Source organism: Chryseobacterium sp. FW101-FHT12H09, from assembly GCF_058790395.1.
Genome location: NZ_JBYTCP010000002.1, coordinates 310,867 through 330,932 on the forward strand (window position 1 = coordinate 310,867; position 20,066 = coordinate 330,932).

Genomic DNA, 20,066 nt, shown 5'->3' on the forward strand with positions numbered 1-20,066 from the left:
TTGAAATGGCAACGAAAGCACTCTTCAATACTGTAGTGAATTGGTTTATCCGTCAAAGGATAGATCAGATACAGAATTTTATGAATCATCCTATTGAGACACAAAAGGGTATCTTGTTTTCCCAGCTGTTTCATGCCGAAGATACAGAGTATGGTAAAAAGTATGGCTTCAATTCAATTTCCAGTTACCAGGACTTTAAAAATAAGGTTCCCGTTGTTACCTATGAAGATTTTGAACCTTATATTGAGCGAGCAAGACAAGGTTATAAAGATGTAAGCTGGCCTGGTTATATTAAGCATTTCGCTAAATCCTCAGGAACAACGAACGCTAAAAGCAAGTTCATCCCTATCTCTGCCGAAAGTCTGGAATATTGCCACATGAAAGCAGGAAAAGATATGGTATCGATTTATGCCAATAATCATCCTGAAAATCAATTGTTCACCAACAAGAATCTACGTTTAGGAGGCAGTTCTGAACTCTATGCGGATTTCAATACTAAATTTGGGGACCTTTCTGCAATTCTTATAGATAATCTTCCTTTTTGGGTAGAGATCACGACAACGCCAAGTAAAAAGGTTTCCCTTATGTCCGAATGGGAAAGTAAACTGAAAGCCATTATCTCTGAAGTTAAGAATGAAGATGTGGGTAGTTTATTAGGTGTACCCAGTTGGATGATGGTTTTATTGCAAAGGGTACTAAAAGAAACAGATGTCCAGAATATTTCCGAACTATGGCCTAATTTAGAGGTCTTTTTTCACGGCGGAATCAGTTTTAAGCCCTACAGGGATCAATACAGTCAGATCATCGGAAAAAACATTAATTACTACGAAATTTACAATGCTTCTGAAGGCTTCTTCGGTATCCAGGACAGACCAAATAGTGATGAGATGCTCCTGATGTTGGATTATGGTATTTTCTACGAATTCATTCCGATGGATCAGTTTCACCTTGAAGACCCCTTGGTAATAAGCCTTGAAGATGTTGAAGTCGGAAAAAATTATGCTATGGTCATTACCACCAATGGTGGATTATGGAGATATCTGATTGGGGATACTGTTGTATTTACTTCCGTTAATCCATTTAGGATAAAAGTCTCAGGAAGGACAAAACATTATATCAATGCATTTGGAGAAGAGTTAATGATCAATAATGTTGAGCTGGCTCTTACAAAAGCATGTGAGGAAACAGGAGCTGCGATAACAGACTTCACAGGGGCTCCGGTTTTCATGAAAGAAAATGAAAGTGGTGCTCATGAGTGGATATTTGAGTTTAGCAAAAATCCGGATGATCTTGATTGCTTTATCAATGCTTTCGATGATAGCTTAAAGGCTGTAAATTCAGATTATGAAGCTAAAAGATACAATAATATCACACTGAAAAAACCTATCGTTCATATTGCCAGGCCTAATTTATTTTACTGCTGGCTGGAATCTAAAGGAAAGCTAGGTGGGCAGAATAAAGTTCCCAGACTAAGCAATGATAGGGAATACATAGATCCGCTATTAGAACTTAACAAATAAAAAAACCGCAGCTTTTACTACGGTTTTTACTTTTATTTTTTCAAATCTTCTTTTAACTTTTTAGCTCCCTCTTCAACTTTTCCGGCTCCTTTTGCAGCAGCGTCTTTTACATCTTTTCCGATCTCTTTAGCTCCTGCCTTAATATCTTTTCCAGCTTCGTTAAGTTCCGTTTTTGTTTTATGGGCTGCATTATCTATTTTGTCACCTGCAGCATCTACTTTCGCCTTTACATCTTCTTTTGCCTTATTAACCTTTGAAGTATCCACAATATCTGTAGGAGACTGTGTTACCGTAGTGCTGGTTGTAGTAACTGATCCATCTGGATTTTCAACCTGCTCAGTTTTTGTTGTTGATTTGGTACAAGAAACTACTAATCCTGCAGCCATAAGTACTGTTAAAATTTGTTTTTTCATATTGATATTTTTTAAGTGTGTATTCAAATTTATAAAAACTTTTATCCATTTTCACATCTATGGAGAAGTTTTTGATGGTGGAGCTTTTTCCTTATCTGTTTGTTCCGTTTTCTTTTTCTCCTCTTCCTGCTTCTTTTTATTTTCTTTTTCCAGCTCTTCTTTAATACGCTTTTCTTCCTTCTCAAGCTTTAAAGCCTCTTTTAAAGAATCCTGGTATTTTTGTGATGACATTCTGATCTGACGTACAATATCTACTGAAGTTGCACCATTAGAAAAAGAGTCAATAGCTGTTGTATCATAGTGCACTTTCATATCCTGCTCAGCATCGATGTGAGCAGGTTCTCCTTTGGAGCATGAAATAAAAAAGGTGGAAAAAATGATAGCTACAAAAAATAAATTTTTCATGGAACTAATTTAATAGAAATTCCGCAATTACCGGGTAATGGTCTGATAATTTTACGGATTGATCTATTTTAAAGCTTATAGGCCTAATATCTTTTGATGTGAAAATATAATCAATTCTTAAAGGAACTTTGTAGTCGTGAAAACTGGTAGAAACACCGTTTCCTACTGTTAAAAATGCATCATCTAAGTTCTTTCCCAAATTATAATACTCATATGAGTTTGGTACAGAGTTAAAATCCCCAGCAAGTATTACCGGATAAGGAGAGAAATCAATCGCTTTTCTTATTTTCTTTATCTGCTCTTCATGGGCTCTGAACGTTGGCGCCATATGCGAAAAAAGTTGGTGAATCTTATTTGTTCCCTTTCCTGCTCCGCTAAAACTAAACATTGATTTATCTAAGCGAAATGGTTCAAGATATACATTTACTATTCTCACTATCTTTCCATTAATATCAATATCGGCATAAAAAGAATTTCCCCGGGATTTATCTTCTATTAATTCGGCTTGTCTTACAATTCTATGTTTAGTTTTTAAAATCACTACCGGATATTTTATCATATCCTTTCTAAGCGCTGTATTCGTGTCTTTTTCCTGAACAAGAATAATATCTGCATTCTGATCCTGAATATATTTCTTTACCTTATCCCAGCCAAATTCTCCATATTTCACATTGAATGTCAATATCTTAACATCTCTGATAGACTTATAGTTTTCAGTTTTAGGAGAGAAATTAACCCATCGTCTGATAGGATTATAGAAAATAAATGTACTAAGAAGGAATACGATTGCAATTTTATTTCTTTTAATGATCCATACCAGTGTCAATATAATATGTAAAATGACCAAATAAGGAAAACCAAGTGAAAGAAGATTTAAGCTACCTAGGATATTAGGAGGAACCCATGCATTAGCAAGGGTACATAATAGTAGAACAATAATTGCAATATGTGAAAACAATAATATCTGGTTAGGCTTCATGAAAAAACGGTCTAGTCTTTTTTTCATCAAAAACCAAACCAATGTGAGAAACTTTAACGGACTTTATGATTATTACTTTTTTAATTTAAAAGTCGTTATAACCGGATAATGATCTGAAATTCTGACAGAACGGTCAACCTGATAGCTGAGTGGCTGTATAGATTGGGATGTGAAAACATAATCTATTCTTATTGGAAATTTATAGTCATGAAAGCTTGTAGCACTGCCCCTCCCTGATTCTACAAAAGCATCCTTGAGTCCTTTTCCTAAATGATAATACTCATAAGAATTTGGAACTGAGTTGAAATCACCAACCAAAATAACAGGATAGGGAGATTCATCAATCCCCTTTCTTACTTTTTCTATTTGCTCCTGATGCATTTTAAAAGTTGGAATTAATCTTCTTACAACACCTTTCACTTTTTGTTTATCTTCATCACTATCCCCCTGAAGTTTCACCATGCTCTTTTCAAACTTAAATGGCTGAAGGTAAACATTGATAAAGCGGTATACATTTCCTTTTATTTCTATATCTGTTTGATTTGCATAAGCGTTATTAATCTTATGATCACTATCAATCAATTCTTTCTGATCAATAATTTTATATTTAGAAAAGATTGAAACAATAACGTCTCCTTTTCCTTCACCGAATCCGCTGAATTGATACTTTTTGACATCACCATGTTCCTGAAGCATTACAATATCAGCATTTTGATTGTCAATGTATTTTTCAATAGCATCCTGACCCAATATTCCTCCTTTTGCGTTTAGTGAAACAATTTTAAGATCAGATCCAGCTTTATCCACAGAGGTAAAATTCACCCATCTTTTAATTGGGCTTAAAAAAAGCAAGCCCAAAGCAACAAATACAACAGCTCTCTTTTTCCATGAAAAAATCCAGAAAATAGTTAATAATACATAAGCGATAATGAGAACAGGAAAGCCAAGTGACAACAAATTAAACCACGGATATATTTTCGGAGGTATGTAGGCATTGAGCAATGTTCCTAATAATAGAAGCAGTATCCCCAAATGTGCTATTAAAAATATAAGGCGAAGTATTTTCACAGGTTTATTTTAACGGAATCGATATAAATGTTTTTTCCAGATTAGTGCTAATATAAACCCTACAATAGCTCCACCTACATGGGCAAAATGAGCAATACCCCCAACATTTCCTGAAACACCTAAATAAATAGAAATAACGAGTAATATAGGTAACAAATATTTTACTTTAATAGGAACGGGAATAAACATGATTCCAATTTTTGAATCCGGATATAAGGTAGCAAAAGCCGCTATAACTCCAAAAATGGCTCCCGACGCACCTACCATTGGAGTCCTTAATGCATTATACAGGCTCTGAGAAAGCTCTTTTCCTTCTGTTGTTGTTGCACTGATATTCATATCCCCAGCATATCCTATTGCTGCTTTTTTATAAATTTCAGCCGCATTTAATCCCAAACCTTCTAAACTTGAAGTGATTTGCTGAATCTCCACAAAATTCCAAAGATTAAATAAGAAAAACGCTCCTAATCCGCTTACAAAATAAAGAATCAAATATTTCTTTTCTCCTAAAGACTGCTCCAGGATTGGCCCAAAGCTCCACAAAGTCAACATATTAAATAAAATATGCGCAAATCCACCATGCATAAACATATGGGTTATTATCTGCCATGATTTAAAGTTTGGAGATAGCGGGTAATATGCAGCAAGTACACTGAATAACTGCGGAAATATAAAAGATGATACAATAAATACAACAATGTTTATTATAATTATATTTCTTGTAATCGGTGGTATATTATTAAACATTTTTTAAAATTTGTTTTTAAAATCATTGAATGGAACTTCATAAAAGCATCGTTTGCCATTGGGCAAAAATTCAGGAAAACCTAATGCTGTAAAATCCTTAATTAATTGCTCAGCATCTTTTTTATAAATAAAATCAAATCTGGATTTAGATTGCATCTTCGTCCATTGATTCTGATAATACTGCGTAAACTCTTCTTCTGTTTTATAATCTAAAATATCAAACAGATCTTCAAGGAATTTCATTACCTGAGTCTCTTTAAGTCCTTCAGGAACCGCGTCTATCCTTAAAACACTTTCATGGGCAATTTTCATATCGAAGCCTAATTCCGGAAGATATTTTTTGATTGATTTATACTTATTTTTCTCAATTTCATTCATATGGTATTCCAGAGAGAAAAGAAGGGCATGGCTGTTTGTTGTCCCTTTTTTTGTGGGCTTATTATTTTCTGAAACGAAAAGCCTGTGCATTCTCCCTAAATCCAACATCAATGTTCGGTCACCTTTATTGAATAACCAATATCCATTGGGAAGTCTCATCAGATCTTCATCAAAATCTTCATCTTCAAATAGATTAATTTTTGATGGTTCTGCAGAAATATTCTGATGGTACATCTCCGCGAGATTTTGTATCTCTGCCTGTCTTATAACTCCTCTTTCTTCTAAAAACGGATTGTAATCTTTATCTACAACGATCTCCGGCATTTTTATAACCCCGCCGCTATTTCCTTTACTAGGAAACGTTTTCTGCATAAGCTCATCCAATTGAGGATCTCTTTCAAAATCCAGACTTGGAGCGACATTATAGATTCCCAAAGATCTTTTTATCGTTGAGCGGATAAGAGCAAAAATAAGATGCTCATCTTCAAACTTCACCTCTGTTTTTTGTGGATGAATATTAACATCTATCTTTTCAGGATCAAGCTCTAAGAAAAGAAAAAATGTAGGAATATATCCTGGTAAAAGCAATCCTTCAAATGCTTCCTGAACTGCTTTATTAAAATATGGGCTTTTAAAGAACCTTCCATTAACGAATATAAACTGTTCGCCTCTGGTTTTTTTTGCTCCTTCAGGTTTTGCAACAAATCCATGAAGTTTACACCAGATAATATCTTCTTTGATCGGGATCAGTTGTGGCTGTAATTTTCTTCCGAAAATATCTACGATCCTTTGCATCTGACTTCCTTTTCTCAATCGAAAAACCGGTTCATCGTCATGAAATAAAGAGAATTCTAAATTTTCATGAGCTAATGCCACTCTTTGGAACTCATCAATTACATGTCTGAATTCGATATTATTATTTTTAAGGAACTTTCTTCTTGCCGGAACATTAAAGAAAAGATTCTTTACTAAAAAGTTTGAACCTTCAGAAGTTTGTACCGGATCCTGAAATTGGAAAACACCGCCTTCAATATATATGTTGGTCCCGATATTTGTTTCCTTTTGCTTAGTTCGCAGCTCTACTTGAGCTACTGCAGCAATAGAAGCCAGAGCTTCGCCACGAAAACCTTTTGTAGAAATTTTAAAGATATCTTCTGTTCCTCTGATCTTAGAGGTAGCATGTCTTTCAAAAGCCATTCTTGCATCCGTCTCAGACATCCCTTTTCCGTCATCAACAACCTGTATCAGATTTTTCCCGGCATCTCTTACGATCAGCTCAATTTTAGAAGCATCTGCATCGATAGCATTCTCCAATAGTTCTTTCACAATGGATGCAGGTCTCTGCACCACTTCTCCTGCCGCAATTTGGTTGGCTACATGATCCGGTAAAAGCTGAATAATATCTGACATAAAAACGTTAAATCAACTTACAAAAATAGTCAATGAAAATGGGAATAAAAACAATAAAACCGTGAATTAAAATTTAATTATCAACATGCAAATATTCTGCCTTTTATTATTTATTCAAAATTCTCTTTATTCTGCGCCTTTTTATAAATCACAATTCCCTAATTGTACGACACAAATAGGGAATTGATTCACAGCTAGTTTACACAAAATTAATACTGATAGTTCTTTATTTATTATTGTATTTTAATCATCAAATACAAGTCTTCTTTTTTCTTTAGTTTTAGCTTCTCCATGAATTTTATCGTATAGATTAGCTAAAACGCTAGGCTTTTTATAGATCTTACTATATCTGTATCGTGTATGGAAGTGCCTGATATTAATTTTGTAGAAATCATATCCAATAACGACAAGAAGACAAACACTGATTACATAGAACACTCTGAACTCCAGATAATAATAGGTTAATCCTGAAAATACCGCTCCCAAAACATACGCCACCATAATACTCGACAGCAACTTTGCCCGTGCTATTAATTCCGGATTTCTTCTGTATTTTTTGTGCGTAAACATCGATAATAAAATCCCTAAGTCAGTTGTTGTACCTGTAAGGTGGGTGGTTTTCACAGAAAAATTGGAAATACTTGCAGTTAAGCCATTCTGTAAGCCTGTTGCAAAAAGCATCAAGGCAACCAGATATTCTGTCTCTTCAACTGTTTTCTGATAAAATAACTGCCCATAGATCCCGACAAACAGCAAACACAAAATTTCCAGTACGATTGGCATCGAATGAGCAAAGTATTTGCTTCTCTTGTTAAAATTAATAACGAAGAAGTTGGCTACAAAACTTCCAAAGAAGAAAAGGAAAATCCATCCACCAACTACCGCGACCTGAGTCCAGTTTCCTTTACTGATTTCAGCCGCAAATATTGCGTAGTGACCTGTTACGTTCGAGGTAAAAGAAAGAAATATTAATAGAGATGCTATATTTATAGTTCCTGCCGTAAAGGCAGTCAGCGTCCCCAGTCTTATATTGTCTCCCAATGTCCTGCTGTTACTATAATTTCTTAACATTTTTTTTAATTTTATAATTGACTTTGTGTTTTTTAAACTTCAACAAAAATTTCAGCGAGTCTTCCTCTTTCCGGAAGTCTTTCAGAAATTTCAAGTGCTATTTCATACGACTCCAGATCTTTGCATTTTTTGATATAAGAAGCAATGTCGAATTTCCCTTTGCCTTTACTTTTTATAGAAGGAGAATAATAAGCCTCTTCTATATTTTCTATTTTTACGTAATTATTAAAGGTTCTTTGAAAGCTCCCTGTAAAAACATCACAGATCACTTTATGAACCAGGTGTGGATATTTATTTTTAACAATACTGATAGCATCAGAAAACTCTACTGGTCTGATCTTATTAAATATTGCAGTTTTGGTTGTGAATAACAGGTCTCTAATAGAATCTCCCATATCATACCCCGATACAAATAAAATAGTGTACTGAGTTTCATCATCTTTACTATCTTTTTCTTTAAGTACTTTTTTCAATATGTTTAAAGACTCAAGAGAGTAATCCGTTGCAATTAAAATCGTTTTGATCATATCTTTAGATTTAGTTTTGTATTATCTTATTTTGATGTTACAAAACTATAGTGACCAAATTAGAGGATCTTTGGAATTGAATTAAAATGTGATTAAAGAGATTAAAATGAGATTAGAAAATTGTTAAGCGAGAGTTAATATTGATAGGAAGAAGAAATTACGAAGTCCCAGAAGGTTTTGTTTCAGGTCGCAATTCCACAATTCTAAATGATGTTCGAAGACCTTTAAATAGGTGATCGATCGAATAAGTTAAACTGTCTTCTCTTCAGGTTGTGTACTATAAAAATTAGGGAAACGAAGCTGAACGGTCGTCCCCTGGTTTTCATTGGAACTAACAATAAGCTCCCCATGGTGCATTCTTACAATATTCCGGGCTAGCGGCAAGCCAATACCATACCCTTCATAGTTTTTGGTATTAGAAGCCCTGAAGAAAGGATCATAAATCTTATTCATTTCTTCTTTTGGAATTCCGATTCCATTATCTTTTACGATAATATAAACATCGGTATCAGTAGCACCTAATGAAACTTTTACCTGTTGGAAATTAGAATATTTACACCCGTTATTAATAATGTTAGCTACGGCGAGATGGAGCAACTGTTCATTCCCCTGAACTTTTAATTTTTTGGGATTTTCAGGCAGCATACTGATGTCTAAATAGATGTTATTTCGGGTGTCAATTTTTCTTAGTGTTTCAATAACATCCCAAAGCAACTGATCGATCCTAACCTTATCCATTTTCTGAATTTTCCCATCAAAACCTGTTTGAGCAATCATCAGAAGTGCTTTTATCTTTTTATCGAGTTTCTCTGCTTCATCGAGAATGATCTCCAGTGTTTCTTTATATTCATCAGCCGTTCTGTTGATTGAAAGAGCCACATCAGCTTCACCCATAATAGAGGTAAGCGGAGTTCTCAATTCATGAGAAACATTTCCAATCAGATGGTTCTGGGTTTCAAATGAGGTCTCAATACGATTAAGCATGTCATTAAATGTATCTACCAGCTCATTGAGTTCTTTATTATCAGGATGAGATTCCAGTCTCAGGTGAAGGTTTTCAGAACTGATCTGTTTTACTTTACCTGTGATCTTTAATATGGGTTTAAACAACGTTTTAGATAAATAAAAGGAAAAGATCATGCTGAAGAACAGTGAAAGAACAATACACGTAACCAATGTTCTTTTGAGGAATCCCAAGTAATAAATGAGATAATGATTTTTGGCAGAAGCGATCGCGATATATTCTTTATCATGAAATTTAAATGACTGGCCGATATAATAAAACTCTTTATCATTGTAATTATCTTCCCCTTTTCTCATGATATTCTTAAAAAAAGTATCGGGAATATGAACCTCCTGAGATATTTTTTTGAAATTTGAATCCGTTGGAACCATAAATACATAATCCTTTTCCATTGGAAGTTCTTCATCATTCAGACTATTCAGAACGTAATTTTCCGGAAGATCCAGGTGTTGTTTCCCTTTTTCAATTTGTACAATGGTCGTGGTTCGGATTTTGAGCAGTTCATAAAACCTCTGATGAGAAAAATTGACGATCGAGAAATACACCAATCCACCAAACAGCAATATAATCGTGGTGAAAACCACCATTAAAAGCACCATTGTTTTGGTTTGATTGGTAATTACTTTATTAAACATCAATTAAGGTTTTTTTAAAACATATCCCATTCCAATTACAGTATGTATCAGTTTCTGATCATCCTGGCTATCCAGTTTTTTCCTCAGATAGTTTACATATACATCCACAACATTAGTTCCGAGCTCATAATTTACTCCCCAGACAGCATCCAGAATTTCGGCTCTGGAGATTACTTTTTCAGGATTATTAAGGAAGTACATTAATAACTTATATTCTGTAGAAGTAAGAGAAACCTCATCTCCGGCCCGGGTAACTTTTTTAGTGTAATCGTTCACCATCAGATCTGAAAACCTATAAACATATTCACTGTCAGCTTCAGATTCTAAAGACTCCTGTGTTGTTGTATTGCCGATACTTCTCCTCAATAAGGATTTTATGCGGGCAACCAGTTCAATAAATTTAAAAGGTTTTACAAGATAGTCGTCACCACCACTTTCGAGACCCAGAACGATATTTTCAGAGGTTCCCAATGCGGTCAGAAAAAGGATGGGAACATGTTGATTGGTCTTTCTTATTTCTTTACAGACATCCAGCCCATTCATTTCCGGTAACATAATATCTAAAATTACCAGATCAAAATCATTGGCTTCCACCAGCTGTACTCCGGTACGTCCGTCAAAAGCCACTGAAATCTCATAGCCTTTTTCCTGAAGTCCTTTTTTAATAAAAGATACAACACTGGTTTCGTCTTCGATCAGAATAATTTTTTTCATAAGTAACGAATTTCACAAAAATAACAAAAAGAAAGGAAACATTCCGAAGGTATATACGATGTGATTTTAAATGAAATGATTTTAAAGTTGTTGAAAACTATGGAGAATAATACTACATTTGTTGTTATAAGCAAATAATGGAAACAGTTCAGGTTAAATTTTAATAGTATGAATGATTTTTTAATAGGTATTGGAAAAAGATTAAAAGATATTAGAAAGAAAAATAATTTAACGATCAATGAACTGGCTTTTAAGGCCAATGTGAGTAATGGTCTTGTATCCCGGATCGAAAACGGAAGAACAATTCCTTCTCTTCCTGTTCTGTTGGATCTCATTCAGTCATTAGAAATAGACGCAAGCTTTTTTTTCGAAGGCGTTGAAAAAAAATCAAATGCTAAGTTTATCTATTTACCAAAAGATAGCCAGCAGCTTATTGAAAAAGAAGTGGAAGCTGAAGGCTTTAAATATCTGCACATTTTCAGTAAAAGTCTTCATTCATTAGGTTTTGAAGCTGTTTTATTAACTCTTGAACCCAATTCTAAAAGAGAAAAGGTAATTACAGATGCCTGGGAATTTAAATATATTTTAAAAGGCGAGGTAAAGTATCTGATCGATAATGAGGAAATAATTCTAAAGGAAGGAGATTCATTATATTTCAATGGAAAATTGCCACACGTCCCGGTAAGCATCAGTGATGAAAGCTGCATCATGCTGGTTCTTTATTTCTATTCTGATAAATAGCAACATTCTTTATTTTGTTCCTTATATAGTTGTCAGTTTTACTGTCTTCTTTTTTTTAAAAAGTTTACAAATACTCAACTTCCGGTTTTTTGCACTTCATTAAAATTAATGGAGAATTAACGGATTTCCTATCAAATACCATTCGTCTCCTTTTTCATTTAAACTTACAAAAACCATGTAACATACTGTTTAATGGTATTATTTAAACATTTATTAGATTTTCATAGAACTATTTTTTGTAAGAAATACTTAACAAATCGCCTCTATTTGTTAATCATTACTTAATATCAAATATTTACATATATTAAAATTATTAGCTTGTTTTGCATAAAAATTTAATATTTGTAAAAATGGAAACAAAATTAAAGAAATTACTACTCCTTATTTTTCTTTGTTTCATTGGTTGGGTTTCGGCTCAAAAAAAATCTGTTACGGGAATTGTATCAGATGAGAATCAACCTCTTCCCGGAGCATTAATAAAAATAAAAGGATTATCTAAAAATATAGTTACAGATCTCGATGGTAAATTCACGATCAATGATCTTCCGGCGGGTGAATATAATTTACAGATTGGATATATCGGATATGAAAACAACGATATTACTGTAGCGGTAAAGCCTGAAGAGAATACGGATCTGGGTATTATCAGATTATCTCAAAAACATAAAAACATAGATGAAGTCGTTGTCACTGCTACGCTTAAAAACAGTGAAGCAAGAGCATTAAGTCTTCAAAAAAATGCAATCAACATTACAAATGTTATTGCTTCTGATGGTATAGGAAAATTACCGGACAGAAACGCTGCTGAAACAGTTCAGCGTGTTCAGGGTGTTTCAATTGAAAGGGATCAGGGAGAAGGAAGATTCGTATCAATCAGAGGACTTCCTCCTTTTTGGGCATCAACTACCATTAATGGAAACAGACTTCCAACAGCCGAAGAGGAAACAACCTCCAGAGCAACAGCTTTTGACTTCTTCCCTACTGAGCTTATTTCCTACGTTCATGTAAATAAATCTTTCACTCCTGATATGGAAGCCGATGGAATTGGTGGTGGTGTTAATTTTATTACAAAAACACCTCCAATGAAGCAGGAATTAAAAATTACAGTCGGAAGCGGCTATAATGCAAAGTCTGATAAAGGGGTTTATAACTTAGGCTTATTGTATGGTGGCAGAACAAAAGATAAAAAGTTTGGATACCTGTTTAATGTTGCTCACTTTACCAGAAACTGGTCCACAGATAATTTTGAAGCAAGAAGAAGTGGCGATGAAGGGGTTTTCAGATTAGAGCTCCGTGATTATAATGGGGTAAGAAAAACAACGGGAATCAATACCGCTTTCGAATATGTGCTATCTCCCAAAAGCACCCTATACTTAAAAGGAATGTATGGTACTTTGTCTGATGACGAAACGCACTATAAGCATAGAATAAGATTTGATAAATTCAGTTCTGCCAACAACACAGCAAGAGTTGAATTACAGAATATTCATAATCTTTTAATCACAGAACTAACTTCTGTTTCATTGGGTGGAGTTCATCAGTTAAACAAAGGAAAAATTGATTGGGATGTGTCCTATTATGATAATAGATTCAAGTATGGAAACATCCCTGATAAACAGAATAACTCTTATTATGTTATTAAATACACCCAATCTGGTGTAGGAATCGATCCTAATTATATTGGAGATCACGGAAATGGACCAAGAGCATATTGGAAAGCTGATGGTGGAAAATTAGATTATAAAGATCCTGATGCCCTATTTGGTTTCTACAGCGATCCCAATTTTAAAATGGATGCTTCTCAAATGAGATTTACTGATCTCGAATTCTATAAGGTCTTTGTTGATGAGAAAGATAAAATTGTAGCTGCATTCAATCATGAAATGAATGTTTCTGACCGACTGACCTTAAAGTATGGTTTTAAATACAGGGATAAAGAACGTACTGCAAAGTTTTCAGATATTTTCTATAACTGGAGCAACGGAACGGCACCTCTTTTATCAGAGTATGGTCAATACATCACAACACAGCCGAATGGTCCTAAATATTTAAGCGAAATGAATGCCCACATTGGGAACACTTTCGGACCTGTTTTATCAACAACGGGGATGGACCAGTTCTGGTTTCAGAATCAGGGAAATTTAAAAATAAACCCTGCAGATTCAGAATCTCTGGAATACAATAAAGCATTAGGAAGAAACTTTGATGTTTTTGAAAAACATGCGGATGCTTATGGGATGGGTACTTATAAAGTGAGTGATAAAATTACGGTTTTAGGAGGAATCAGATTATCAAATACCAATACGAAGGTAAGAGGTTTTAATGTAATCGACGACAAATTGGTTCCCACAGAAAACACTAAGAAATATCTTGCTGTATTACCGATGTTACATATCAAGTATACCTTAAATGACAAGACAAACCTTCGTTTTGCAGCGACAAGAACCTTCTCAAGACCTAATTTCGGGGATCTAACTCCTGGTGGAACTTATATTGAAGCAGACAATGAATTCAAAGGAGGGAACCCAAATCTGAATCCTACTTATTCTCTAAACCTTGACCTGATGGGAGAATACTACTTCTCTAATGTAGGGATTTTAAGTGGTGGAATTTTCTATAAGTCAATTACAGATCCCGTTTTCCAGGACTCTTTCATTGGAACTTACAATGGTAATCCTGGGGTACAGTTTACAGCACCCAATAATGGAAAAGCAGCTTCGTTGGGAGGTCTTGAATTGGGTATGAACAGAAGATTCGACTTTCTTCCTGGTTTCTTACAATATTTCGGAACTCAGCTTAATGCTACTTTCATGACTTCAAAAATGGAGAAACCCAGTGGTAGAAAAGTTGCTCTTCCTTATCAGGCCAAAGAACTATACAACATACAGTTATTCTTCGAGAAAAAAGGATTCAATGCCAGATTAGCTTATAATTATAAAGGAAAATATGCTGTTGAGTATGCCGAAACAGATCTTAATGATTCTTATTATGGAAAATACAGCAGTTTGGATTTCGGAGGATCTTATCAGTTTACAAAATTTTTAATGCTATATGCAGATGTAAATAACATTCTGAATAAGCCATTGATCTATCATTTCGGAAAGAATGAAGATCGCCCAGAACAGGTTGAATATTACGGAGTAAGATTCAATTTAGGTATCAAGCTAAATTTTTAATCAATAAAAATGGCTGATACGATCAAAAAAAACACATTAGTAACACTGAAAGCAGCATTTTCTGCTTTTGGTGTTTACTTCTGCATGTATGGATTTAGAAAACCTTTCACTGTAGCATCTTTCGAAGGTCTTGCTTACTTTGGAGTGGATTATAAAGTACTGATCATCATTGCTCAGGTCGCAGGGTATTTCATCTCAAAATTTATCGGAATACGATTTATTTCAGAATTAAAACCCGAAAAAAGGATCTTCTATCTATTTACTTTTATTGCCATCGCAGAAATTGCATTACTGGGTTTTGCCCTCGTTCCGGCACCTTATAACATCATTTTTATGTTTATCAATGGATTTCCATTGGGACTGATTTGGGGAATTGTCTTTTCCTATATTGAAGGAAGAAAAACAACCGAGATCATAGGTTTATTTCTGTGCTCGAGTTTTGTCGTTTCTTCAGGGTTCACAAAATCCGTAGGAAAATTTATTATGGATACATTTGATATTTCAGAGTTCTGGATGCCTTTTACCGCTGGTCTGGTTTTTATTATTCCTTTGATCCTTTTTGGTGTTTTATTAAATAAAATTCCTAAACCTACTGAAGAGGACATTTTGTTAAAAAACAAAAGACAACCTCTTGATAAGGCAGCCAGAATAGGATTGATTCGTCAGTTTTTTATTCCAATGGTTTGTATTACTATTTTATACATTAGCTTAACCATCCTTCGGGACTTCAGGGATAATTTTAATCGTGAGATCTGGGATAGTTTAAGTCTCAAAACTGACAGCTCTATCTTTACCCTTACCGAAATTCCCATTGCCATTGTTGTTCTCCTGGTTTTAAGTCTGATGGTAAAAGTAAAGAACAACAAAAAAGCTTTCGCTTACTACCATTATATTCTTTTTGCAGCCATCGCAATAGTTGGTTTTTCAACATACTTTTTCCAGCATCATATGATATCTCCTTTTTTATGGATGATGTTCTCCGGACTTGGAATGTATTTGTGCTATGTTCCGTTCAATGGAATTTATTTTGACAGAATGATTGCGGCTTTTGATATCAAAGGCAATGTAGGTTTTCTAATTTATTTTGTAGATTCATTCGGATATCTGGGAAGTGTTTTAATCTTATTATATAAGAATTTTGGCTCTGCTCAGACATCGTGGCTGAACTTTTACATTCATCTTAATTATATTATTGTTATGATCGTTTTGATTTTTTCGGTCATTGCCTATTTAGCGTTCAAAAAAAAATCAAAGCCAAAATCAAATAACAATAATCAATACATCAATTTCGACACCTCGAAAATGATATAAAACTAAAATATAATGACAACAAAATTTGACTTAATTGTTGTGGGAGGTGGAATCCTAGGAACATTCCACGCTTATCATGCTTTAAAAAGAAACCTCAAAGTTGCTATTCTCGAAAAGAATTCGTTTCCACAAGGAGCAACCGTAAGGAATTTCGGACAAATTGTTCCTTCAGGAATGGATTTAAAATGGCAGAATTTCGGAAGAGAAAGTCTGGCAATATACAATGAATTACAGTCTCAGACAGATTTGACTATAAGAAAAAATGGATCTGTATATTTAGCATCTAACGACGAGGAGCTTCAGCTTATCAACGAGCTGTATGAAATCAATAAAAAAAATGATTACGAATCCGTTCTTTTATCCAAGAACGACTGCATCAAGAAATTCGATGGTCTGCGTTCTGATTACTGTAAGGGAGGGTTGTTTTTTCCACAAGAATTGTCTGTAGATTCAGCAGAAATGATCATAAAACTTCATACTCTTTTAAAAGAAAAATTAGATCTACAAATTTTCTATGATACAACTGTAATAGAAACTTATGAAGATGATCATCAATGTACTGCAATATCTTCCGAAGGTACCAAGTTTAACGCATCAAAGATAATTATCTGCAGTGGACACGAGTTTAAAACATTATATCCAAATATATTTAATGAAAGTGACTTAGTGGTTAGTAAACTACAAATGCTACAGACAAAACCTCAGGGCATCTATTCACTACAGGGAAATATACTGACAGGGTTATCTATAAGAAGATATGAGTCTTTTCAGGAATGCCCTTCTTACAGCCAAATAAAATCTTTAGAGGATGAAAATTCTTTTGAGAAAAAATATGGAGTCCACATTTTATTCAAGCAGGCTCTTGACGGTTCTATTATTTTAGGGGATTCTCATGAATATGCGAGTGCCAAAGATTCTGATTCCCTGGGGTATGATCTGAATATGGAAATCGATGAATTCATGATCAACGAAGCAAAAAAAATAATAGACCTTCCTACTTATGAGATCCAAAGAAGATGGTTTGGAATCTACTCCCAATGCAAAGACAAAGACATCCTTGAATATAACCCTTCACCAAACATTCATATTGTCACTGCAATCGGAGGAAAAGGAATGACCGCAAGTGGAGGTTATTCAAAATTTAACATAGAAAAAATTTATTCATAAAACAATGAAGAACATAGAATTATTGGTTCTGGATATGGCCGGAACAACGATTAATGAAGACAATGTAGTATATAAAACTTTAATGCACTCCGTAAATGATTATGGGTATGGAGTTTCCTTAGAAAAAGTACTTTCAAGCTGCGCCGGAAAGGAAAAGTTAGAAGCTATCACAAGTTTATTGCAGGAAATAGGAGGTAATAAAAATGAGGCTCTTGCTATTTTTGAAAATTTCTCAGAGCAGTTAAAAAGAGCTTATCAAGACCTGGATGTAAAACCTATTAATGGAGTCGAGGATTTTCTGCTGAAAATGAGGGCAAAAAATAAAAAAATAGTCCTTAATACAGGCTATTCTCAGGAGATCGCACAGCAGCTTCTGGATAAATTAGGCTGGAAAGAAAATGTATATTATGATGATCTTATTACGGCGAATGATGTTTCAGAAAGCCGACCAAGTCCTGAAATGATTCATCTTGCTATGAAAAAATTCAATATAGATGATCCGGAGAAAGTACTAAAGGCAGGGGATTCTGCTGTTGATATTGAAGAAGGAAAAAATGCGGGCTGTGGACTGACGATAGCTGTTCTTTCCGGTGCCCAAAAAAGAGGAGAACTCGAAAAATCCAATCCGGATTATATTTTCGATACCATATCTGAGGCTGAAGAAATTCTTTACTAATTCTTTCATCACAATCTTATCTATTCAGCCTCAATTTCTTATTGTTTTTTTATCTTTTAATTAACTTTAAGTTTACACATGTTTACAAATAGTAAATTAATTTTACAAATAATAAAATATAATTACTATTTGTAAACTTTTTTATTTCTAAACCAATAATTTTTATGAAAACAAAACTATTCTCATTGGCAATCGTAGCGAGTTGCTTTTTAAGCGCTCAGACGAAAAAAGTTCTTTTTATCGGTATCGACGGATGCAGGGCAGATGTCATGATGTCATCCAATACGCCTAACATTAAGAGTCTGATCACAAAATCTATTTATTCATTGGATGGCCTTTGCGCTGCAACTACTTGGAGCGGAAACGGCTGGAGTACCATGCTTACTGGTGTTTGGCATACAAAACACAATGTTCAGGATAATAATTTCACCAATCCAAATTATATCAGTTACCCGGATTTCTTAACCCGTGCAGAAACTTACAATCCAAACTTAAAAACAATTTCATTGGCACATTGGGCTCCTATCAATGATATTATTGTTAAGGATGCAGATGTACAGACTAATTTCAGCACAGATTTAGCAGTGAAAAATGCCGCCGTTAATGCTTTACAAACAAACAACCCTGATATTTTATTTGTTGATTTTGATGATGTTGATCATGCAGGCCACTCGTATGGTTTTTCTTCAACTGTTCCCCAATATGTTTCGTCCATGCAAACAACAGACACTTATATCGGAGAAATTGTAAATGCGATGAAAAACAGAGCTACTTATAATAATGAAGACTGGTTGGTTGTTTTAACCACAGATCATGGTGCTGTAAGTGATGGTCACGGTGGTGGAAATCTTTCTGAAAGAAACATCTTTACCATCTATTCTAACCCCAACCTTACTCCTCAGCAAATAAGCAAGACCGAAATAAATTCGAATATTACGCACAACCAGCTTAACTTCCCTGCAGGAACGTATGCTAAACCGGCTAATCAAACACCTTTTAATTTTGGAGCAACGCAGGATTTTACTATTGAATTTTGGGTAAAACCTAATGCAAGCTTTTCAAGTGATCCTGTAATGATCAGTAATAAAAACTGGGCTAATGGAAAAAATAAAGGATTTGTTATTTCTGGATATTCAGGACAAACCTATAAAATAAATATCGGAGACGGCACAAACAGAATTGATCTTGTCGGTGGTAAAATGGAAACCAATAAATGGAAACACATTGCAGTAAGTTTCGACAGAGATGGTCTTGTAACTCTTTATGAAGATGGTGTTGTGGTAACATTTGCTAAAATGAATACCATTGGAAACATCGATTCGGGACTTCCCCTTACGATTAATCAGGATGGAACAAACACCTACGGGCTTAATCTTGCAGCTTCTTATAAAGACATCAGAATCTGGAAATCTGCAATTCCAAACAACGTTTTAGTAAACTGGGCTACTCAGAACATCACTTCTTCCCACCCTTATTATTCTCAGTTGCTAGCCAACTGGAAATGTGATGAAACATCTGGTAATACATTAACCGATTCAAGCCCAAACAACAATAACTCGACGGTCACAGGAAGCCCAACCCGTAATCTGAACACCGCTAATAACTTCAAAATTTATAATTATTTATCAACAACCAGAGAAACAGACCACTTACCAACGGTATTAAACTGGTTATGTATTCCTGTTCAAAGTTCTTGGGGTATAGATGGTGTCAACAGGCTACCTGTTTGTGATCTTAATACATTATCTGTAGGAAATTCAGAAAAAGTATCAGAAGATTTTGCCATATATCCTAATCCTGCAGATCAGAAGGTGAATGTAAAGTTCAAATCTAATGAGAAAGAAGTTACATTTCAGATCATCGATACAAAAGGAACTGTTGTTTCATCTAAAAAAGTAAAATCATCAGATGGACAGTATGAAGAAACATTCGATATCAATACAATGCCAAGTGGTGTATATTTTATAAAACTCACAGAAGGTCAAAAATCTTTGTCAAAAACTTTTATTAAAAAGTAATCAGAGAATTTTCATCATATCATTAGTAGATTTAAATTGGATAGATATTAGAACGCGGATTACTCCAAGTTCTAATATCTTTTTTA

Annotated in this window: 17 protein-coding genes; 7 read left to right on the forward strand and 10 right to left on the reverse strand. The window is 34.4% G+C overall.

Annotation, left to right across the window (positions count from 1 at the left end; all coding sequences use genetic code 11):
• Positions 1-5 precede the first annotated feature (5 nt).
• Positions 6-1,520: a GH3 auxin-responsive promoter family protein gene (locus tag AC3WRL_RS07075; RefSeq protein ID WP_214829654.1), complete on the forward strand. Its 1,515-nt coding sequence runs from the start codon at positions 6-8 to the stop codon at positions 1,518-1,520.
• Positions 1,521-1,552: 32 nt separating this feature from the next.
• Here AC3WRL_RS07075 and AC3WRL_RS07080 read toward each other — a convergent pair whose 3' ends face one another.
• The 10 genes from AC3WRL_RS07080 to AC3WRL_RS07125 all read right to left on the reverse strand — a co-directional run bounded on the left by AC3WRL_RS07080 (position 1,553) and on the right by AC3WRL_RS07125 (position 10,891).
• Complete coding sequence (locus tag AC3WRL_RS07080) at positions 1,553-1,933, reverse strand: hypothetical protein (protein ID WP_214829656.1); 381 nt, start codon at positions 1,931-1,933, stop codon at positions 1,553-1,555.
• 57 nt (positions 1,934-1,990) lie between these two features.
• The gene (locus tag AC3WRL_RS07085; RefSeq protein ID WP_214829659.1) at positions 1,991-2,338 is read right to left on the reverse strand and encodes a hypothetical protein; all 348 of its coding nucleotides are present in this window, start codon (positions 2,336-2,338) and stop codon (positions 1,991-1,993) included.
• A 4-nt stretch (positions 2,339-2,342) separates the two neighbouring features.
• Entirely contained in the window at positions 2,343-3,344 is a 1,002-nt protein-coding gene (locus AC3WRL_RS07090; RefSeq protein WP_251040563.1) for an endonuclease/exonuclease/phosphatase family protein, read from the reverse strand.
• Positions 3,345-3,389: 45 nt separating this feature from the next.
• Entirely contained in the window at positions 3,390-4,385 is a 996-nt protein-coding gene (locus AC3WRL_RS07095; RefSeq protein WP_492330001.1) for an endonuclease/exonuclease/phosphatase family protein, read from the reverse strand.
• A gap of 9 nt (positions 4,386-4,394) precedes the next feature.
• Positions 4,395-5,132, reverse strand: coding sequence for a rhomboid family intramembrane serine protease (locus tag AC3WRL_RS07100; protein WP_214829663.1), 738 nt, complete (start codon positions 5,130-5,132; stop codon positions 4,395-4,397).
• 3 nt (positions 5,133-5,135) lie between these two features.
• Positions 5,136-6,920 (reverse strand): DNA mismatch repair endonuclease MutL, encoded by a 1,785-nt coding sequence (mutL, locus tag AC3WRL_RS07105; RefSeq protein ID WP_214829665.1) that lies wholly within the window; start codon positions 6,918-6,920, stop codon positions 5,136-5,138.
• Positions 6,921-7,163: 243 nt separating this feature from the next.
• Positions 7,164-7,991: a YoaK family protein gene (locus AC3WRL_RS07110; protein ID WP_214829667.1), complete on the reverse strand. Its 828-nt coding sequence runs from the start codon at positions 7,989-7,991 to the stop codon at positions 7,164-7,166.
• A gap of 32 nt (positions 7,992-8,023) precedes the next feature.
• The gene (locus AC3WRL_RS07115) at positions 8,024-8,518 is read right to left on the reverse strand and encodes a hypothetical protein (RefSeq protein WP_214829669.1); all 495 of its coding nucleotides are present in this window, start codon (positions 8,516-8,518) and stop codon (positions 8,024-8,026) included.
• Positions 8,519-8,767: 249 nt separating this feature from the next.
• Positions 8,768-10,177, reverse strand: coding sequence for a sensor histidine kinase (locus AC3WRL_RS07120; RefSeq protein WP_214829671.1), 1,410 nt, complete (start codon positions 10,175-10,177; stop codon positions 8,768-8,770).
• A gap of 3 nt (positions 10,178-10,180) precedes the next feature.
• Entirely contained in the window at positions 10,181-10,891 is a 711-nt protein-coding gene (locus AC3WRL_RS07125) for a response regulator transcription factor (protein ID WP_261510465.1), read from the reverse strand.
• Positions 10,892-11,059: 168 nt separating this feature from the next.
• Between AC3WRL_RS07125 and AC3WRL_RS07130 the strand changes: the two genes are divergently transcribed.
• The 6 genes from AC3WRL_RS07130 (at position 11,060) to AC3WRL_RS07155 (ending at position 19,980) form a co-directional block, all read left to right on the forward strand.
• Positions 11,060-11,632: a helix-turn-helix domain-containing protein gene (locus AC3WRL_RS07130; protein WP_214829675.1), complete on the forward strand. Its 573-nt coding sequence runs from the start codon at positions 11,060-11,062 to the stop codon at positions 11,630-11,632.
• Positions 11,633-11,982: 350 nt separating this feature from the next.
• Positions 11,983-14,808 (forward strand): TonB-dependent receptor, encoded by a 2,826-nt coding sequence (locus AC3WRL_RS07135; protein ID WP_492330002.1) that lies wholly within the window; start codon positions 11,983-11,985, stop codon positions 14,806-14,808.
• Between the two features lie 9 nt (positions 14,809-14,817).
• Positions 14,818-16,119 (forward strand): DUF5690 family protein, encoded by a 1,302-nt coding sequence (locus AC3WRL_RS07140; protein ID WP_261510468.1) that lies wholly within the window; start codon positions 14,818-14,820, stop codon positions 16,117-16,119.
• 12 nt (positions 16,120-16,131) lie between these two features.
• The gene (locus tag AC3WRL_RS07145; RefSeq protein ID WP_261510469.1) at positions 16,132-17,286 is read left to right on the forward strand and encodes a TIGR03364 family FAD-dependent oxidoreductase; all 1,155 of its coding nucleotides are present in this window, start codon (positions 16,132-16,134) and stop codon (positions 17,284-17,286) included.
• Positions 17,287-17,290: 4 nt separating this feature from the next.
• Positions 17,291-17,962: an HAD-IA family hydrolase gene (locus AC3WRL_RS07150; protein ID WP_492330003.1), complete on the forward strand. Its 672-nt coding sequence runs from the start codon at positions 17,291-17,293 to the stop codon at positions 17,960-17,962.
• Positions 17,963-18,126: 164 nt separating this feature from the next.
• The gene (locus tag AC3WRL_RS07155; RefSeq protein ID WP_492330004.1) at positions 18,127-19,980 is read left to right on the forward strand and encodes an alkaline phosphatase family protein; all 1,854 of its coding nucleotides are present in this window, start codon (positions 18,127-18,129) and stop codon (positions 19,978-19,980) included.
• The last annotated feature ends 86 nt before the right edge of the window (positions 19,981-20,066 follow it).

Bases quoted from the DNA above. Each gene is read 5' to 3' on its own strand.
- AC3WRL_RS07075 (WP_214829654.1), top strand. From the start codon at position 6: ATGGCAACGAAAGCACTCTTCAATACTGTAGTGAATTGGTTTATCCGT.
- AC3WRL_RS07080 (WP_214829656.1), bottom strand. From the start codon at position 1,933: ATGAAAAAACAAATTTTAACAGTACTTATGGCTGCAGGATTAGTAGTT.
- AC3WRL_RS07085 (WP_214829659.1), bottom strand. From the start codon at position 2,338: ATGAAAAATTTATTTTTTGTAGCTATCATTTTTTCCACCTTTTTTATT.
- AC3WRL_RS07090 (WP_251040563.1), bottom strand. From the start codon at position 3,344: ATGAAAAAAAGACTAGACCGTTTTTTCATGAAGCCTAACCAGATATTA.
- AC3WRL_RS07100 (WP_214829663.1), bottom strand. From the start codon at position 5,132: ATGTTTAATAATATACCACCGATTACAAGAAATATAATTATAATAAAC.
- mutL (WP_214829665.1), bottom strand. From the start codon at position 6,920: ATGTCAGATATTATTCAGCTTTTACCGGATCATGTAGCCAACCAAATT.
- AC3WRL_RS07110 (WP_214829667.1), bottom strand. From the start codon at position 7,991: ATGTTAAGAAATTATAGTAACAGCAGGACATTGGGAGACAATATAAGA.
- AC3WRL_RS07115 (WP_214829669.1), bottom strand. From the start codon at position 8,518: ATGATCAAAACGATTTTAATTGCAACGGATTACTCTCTTGAGTCTTTA.
- AC3WRL_RS07120 (WP_214829671.1), bottom strand. From the start codon at position 10,177: ATGTTTAATAAAGTAATTACCAATCAAACCAAAACAATGGTGCTTTTA.
- AC3WRL_RS07125 (WP_261510465.1), bottom strand. From the start codon at position 10,891: ATGAAAAAAATTATTCTGATCGAAGACGAAACCAGTGTTGTATCTTTT.
- AC3WRL_RS07130 (WP_214829675.1), top strand. From the start codon at position 11,060: ATGAATGATTTTTTAATAGGTATTGGAAAAAGATTAAAAGATATTAGA.
- AC3WRL_RS07135 (WP_492330002.1), top strand. From the start codon at position 11,983: ATGGAAACAAAATTAAAGAAATTACTACTCCTTATTTTTCTTTGTTTC.
- AC3WRL_RS07140 (WP_261510468.1), top strand. From the start codon at position 14,818: ATGGCTGATACGATCAAAAAAAACACATTAGTAACACTGAAAGCAGCA.
- AC3WRL_RS07145 (WP_261510469.1), top strand. From the start codon at position 16,132: ATGACAACAAAATTTGACTTAATTGTTGTGGGAGGTGGAATCCTAGGA.
- AC3WRL_RS07150 (WP_492330003.1), top strand. From the start codon at position 17,291: ATGAAGAACATAGAATTATTGGTTCTGGATATGGCCGGAACAACGATT.
- AC3WRL_RS07155 (WP_492330004.1), top strand. From the start codon at position 18,127: ATGAAAACAAAACTATTCTCATTGGCAATCGTAGCGAGTTGCTTTTTA.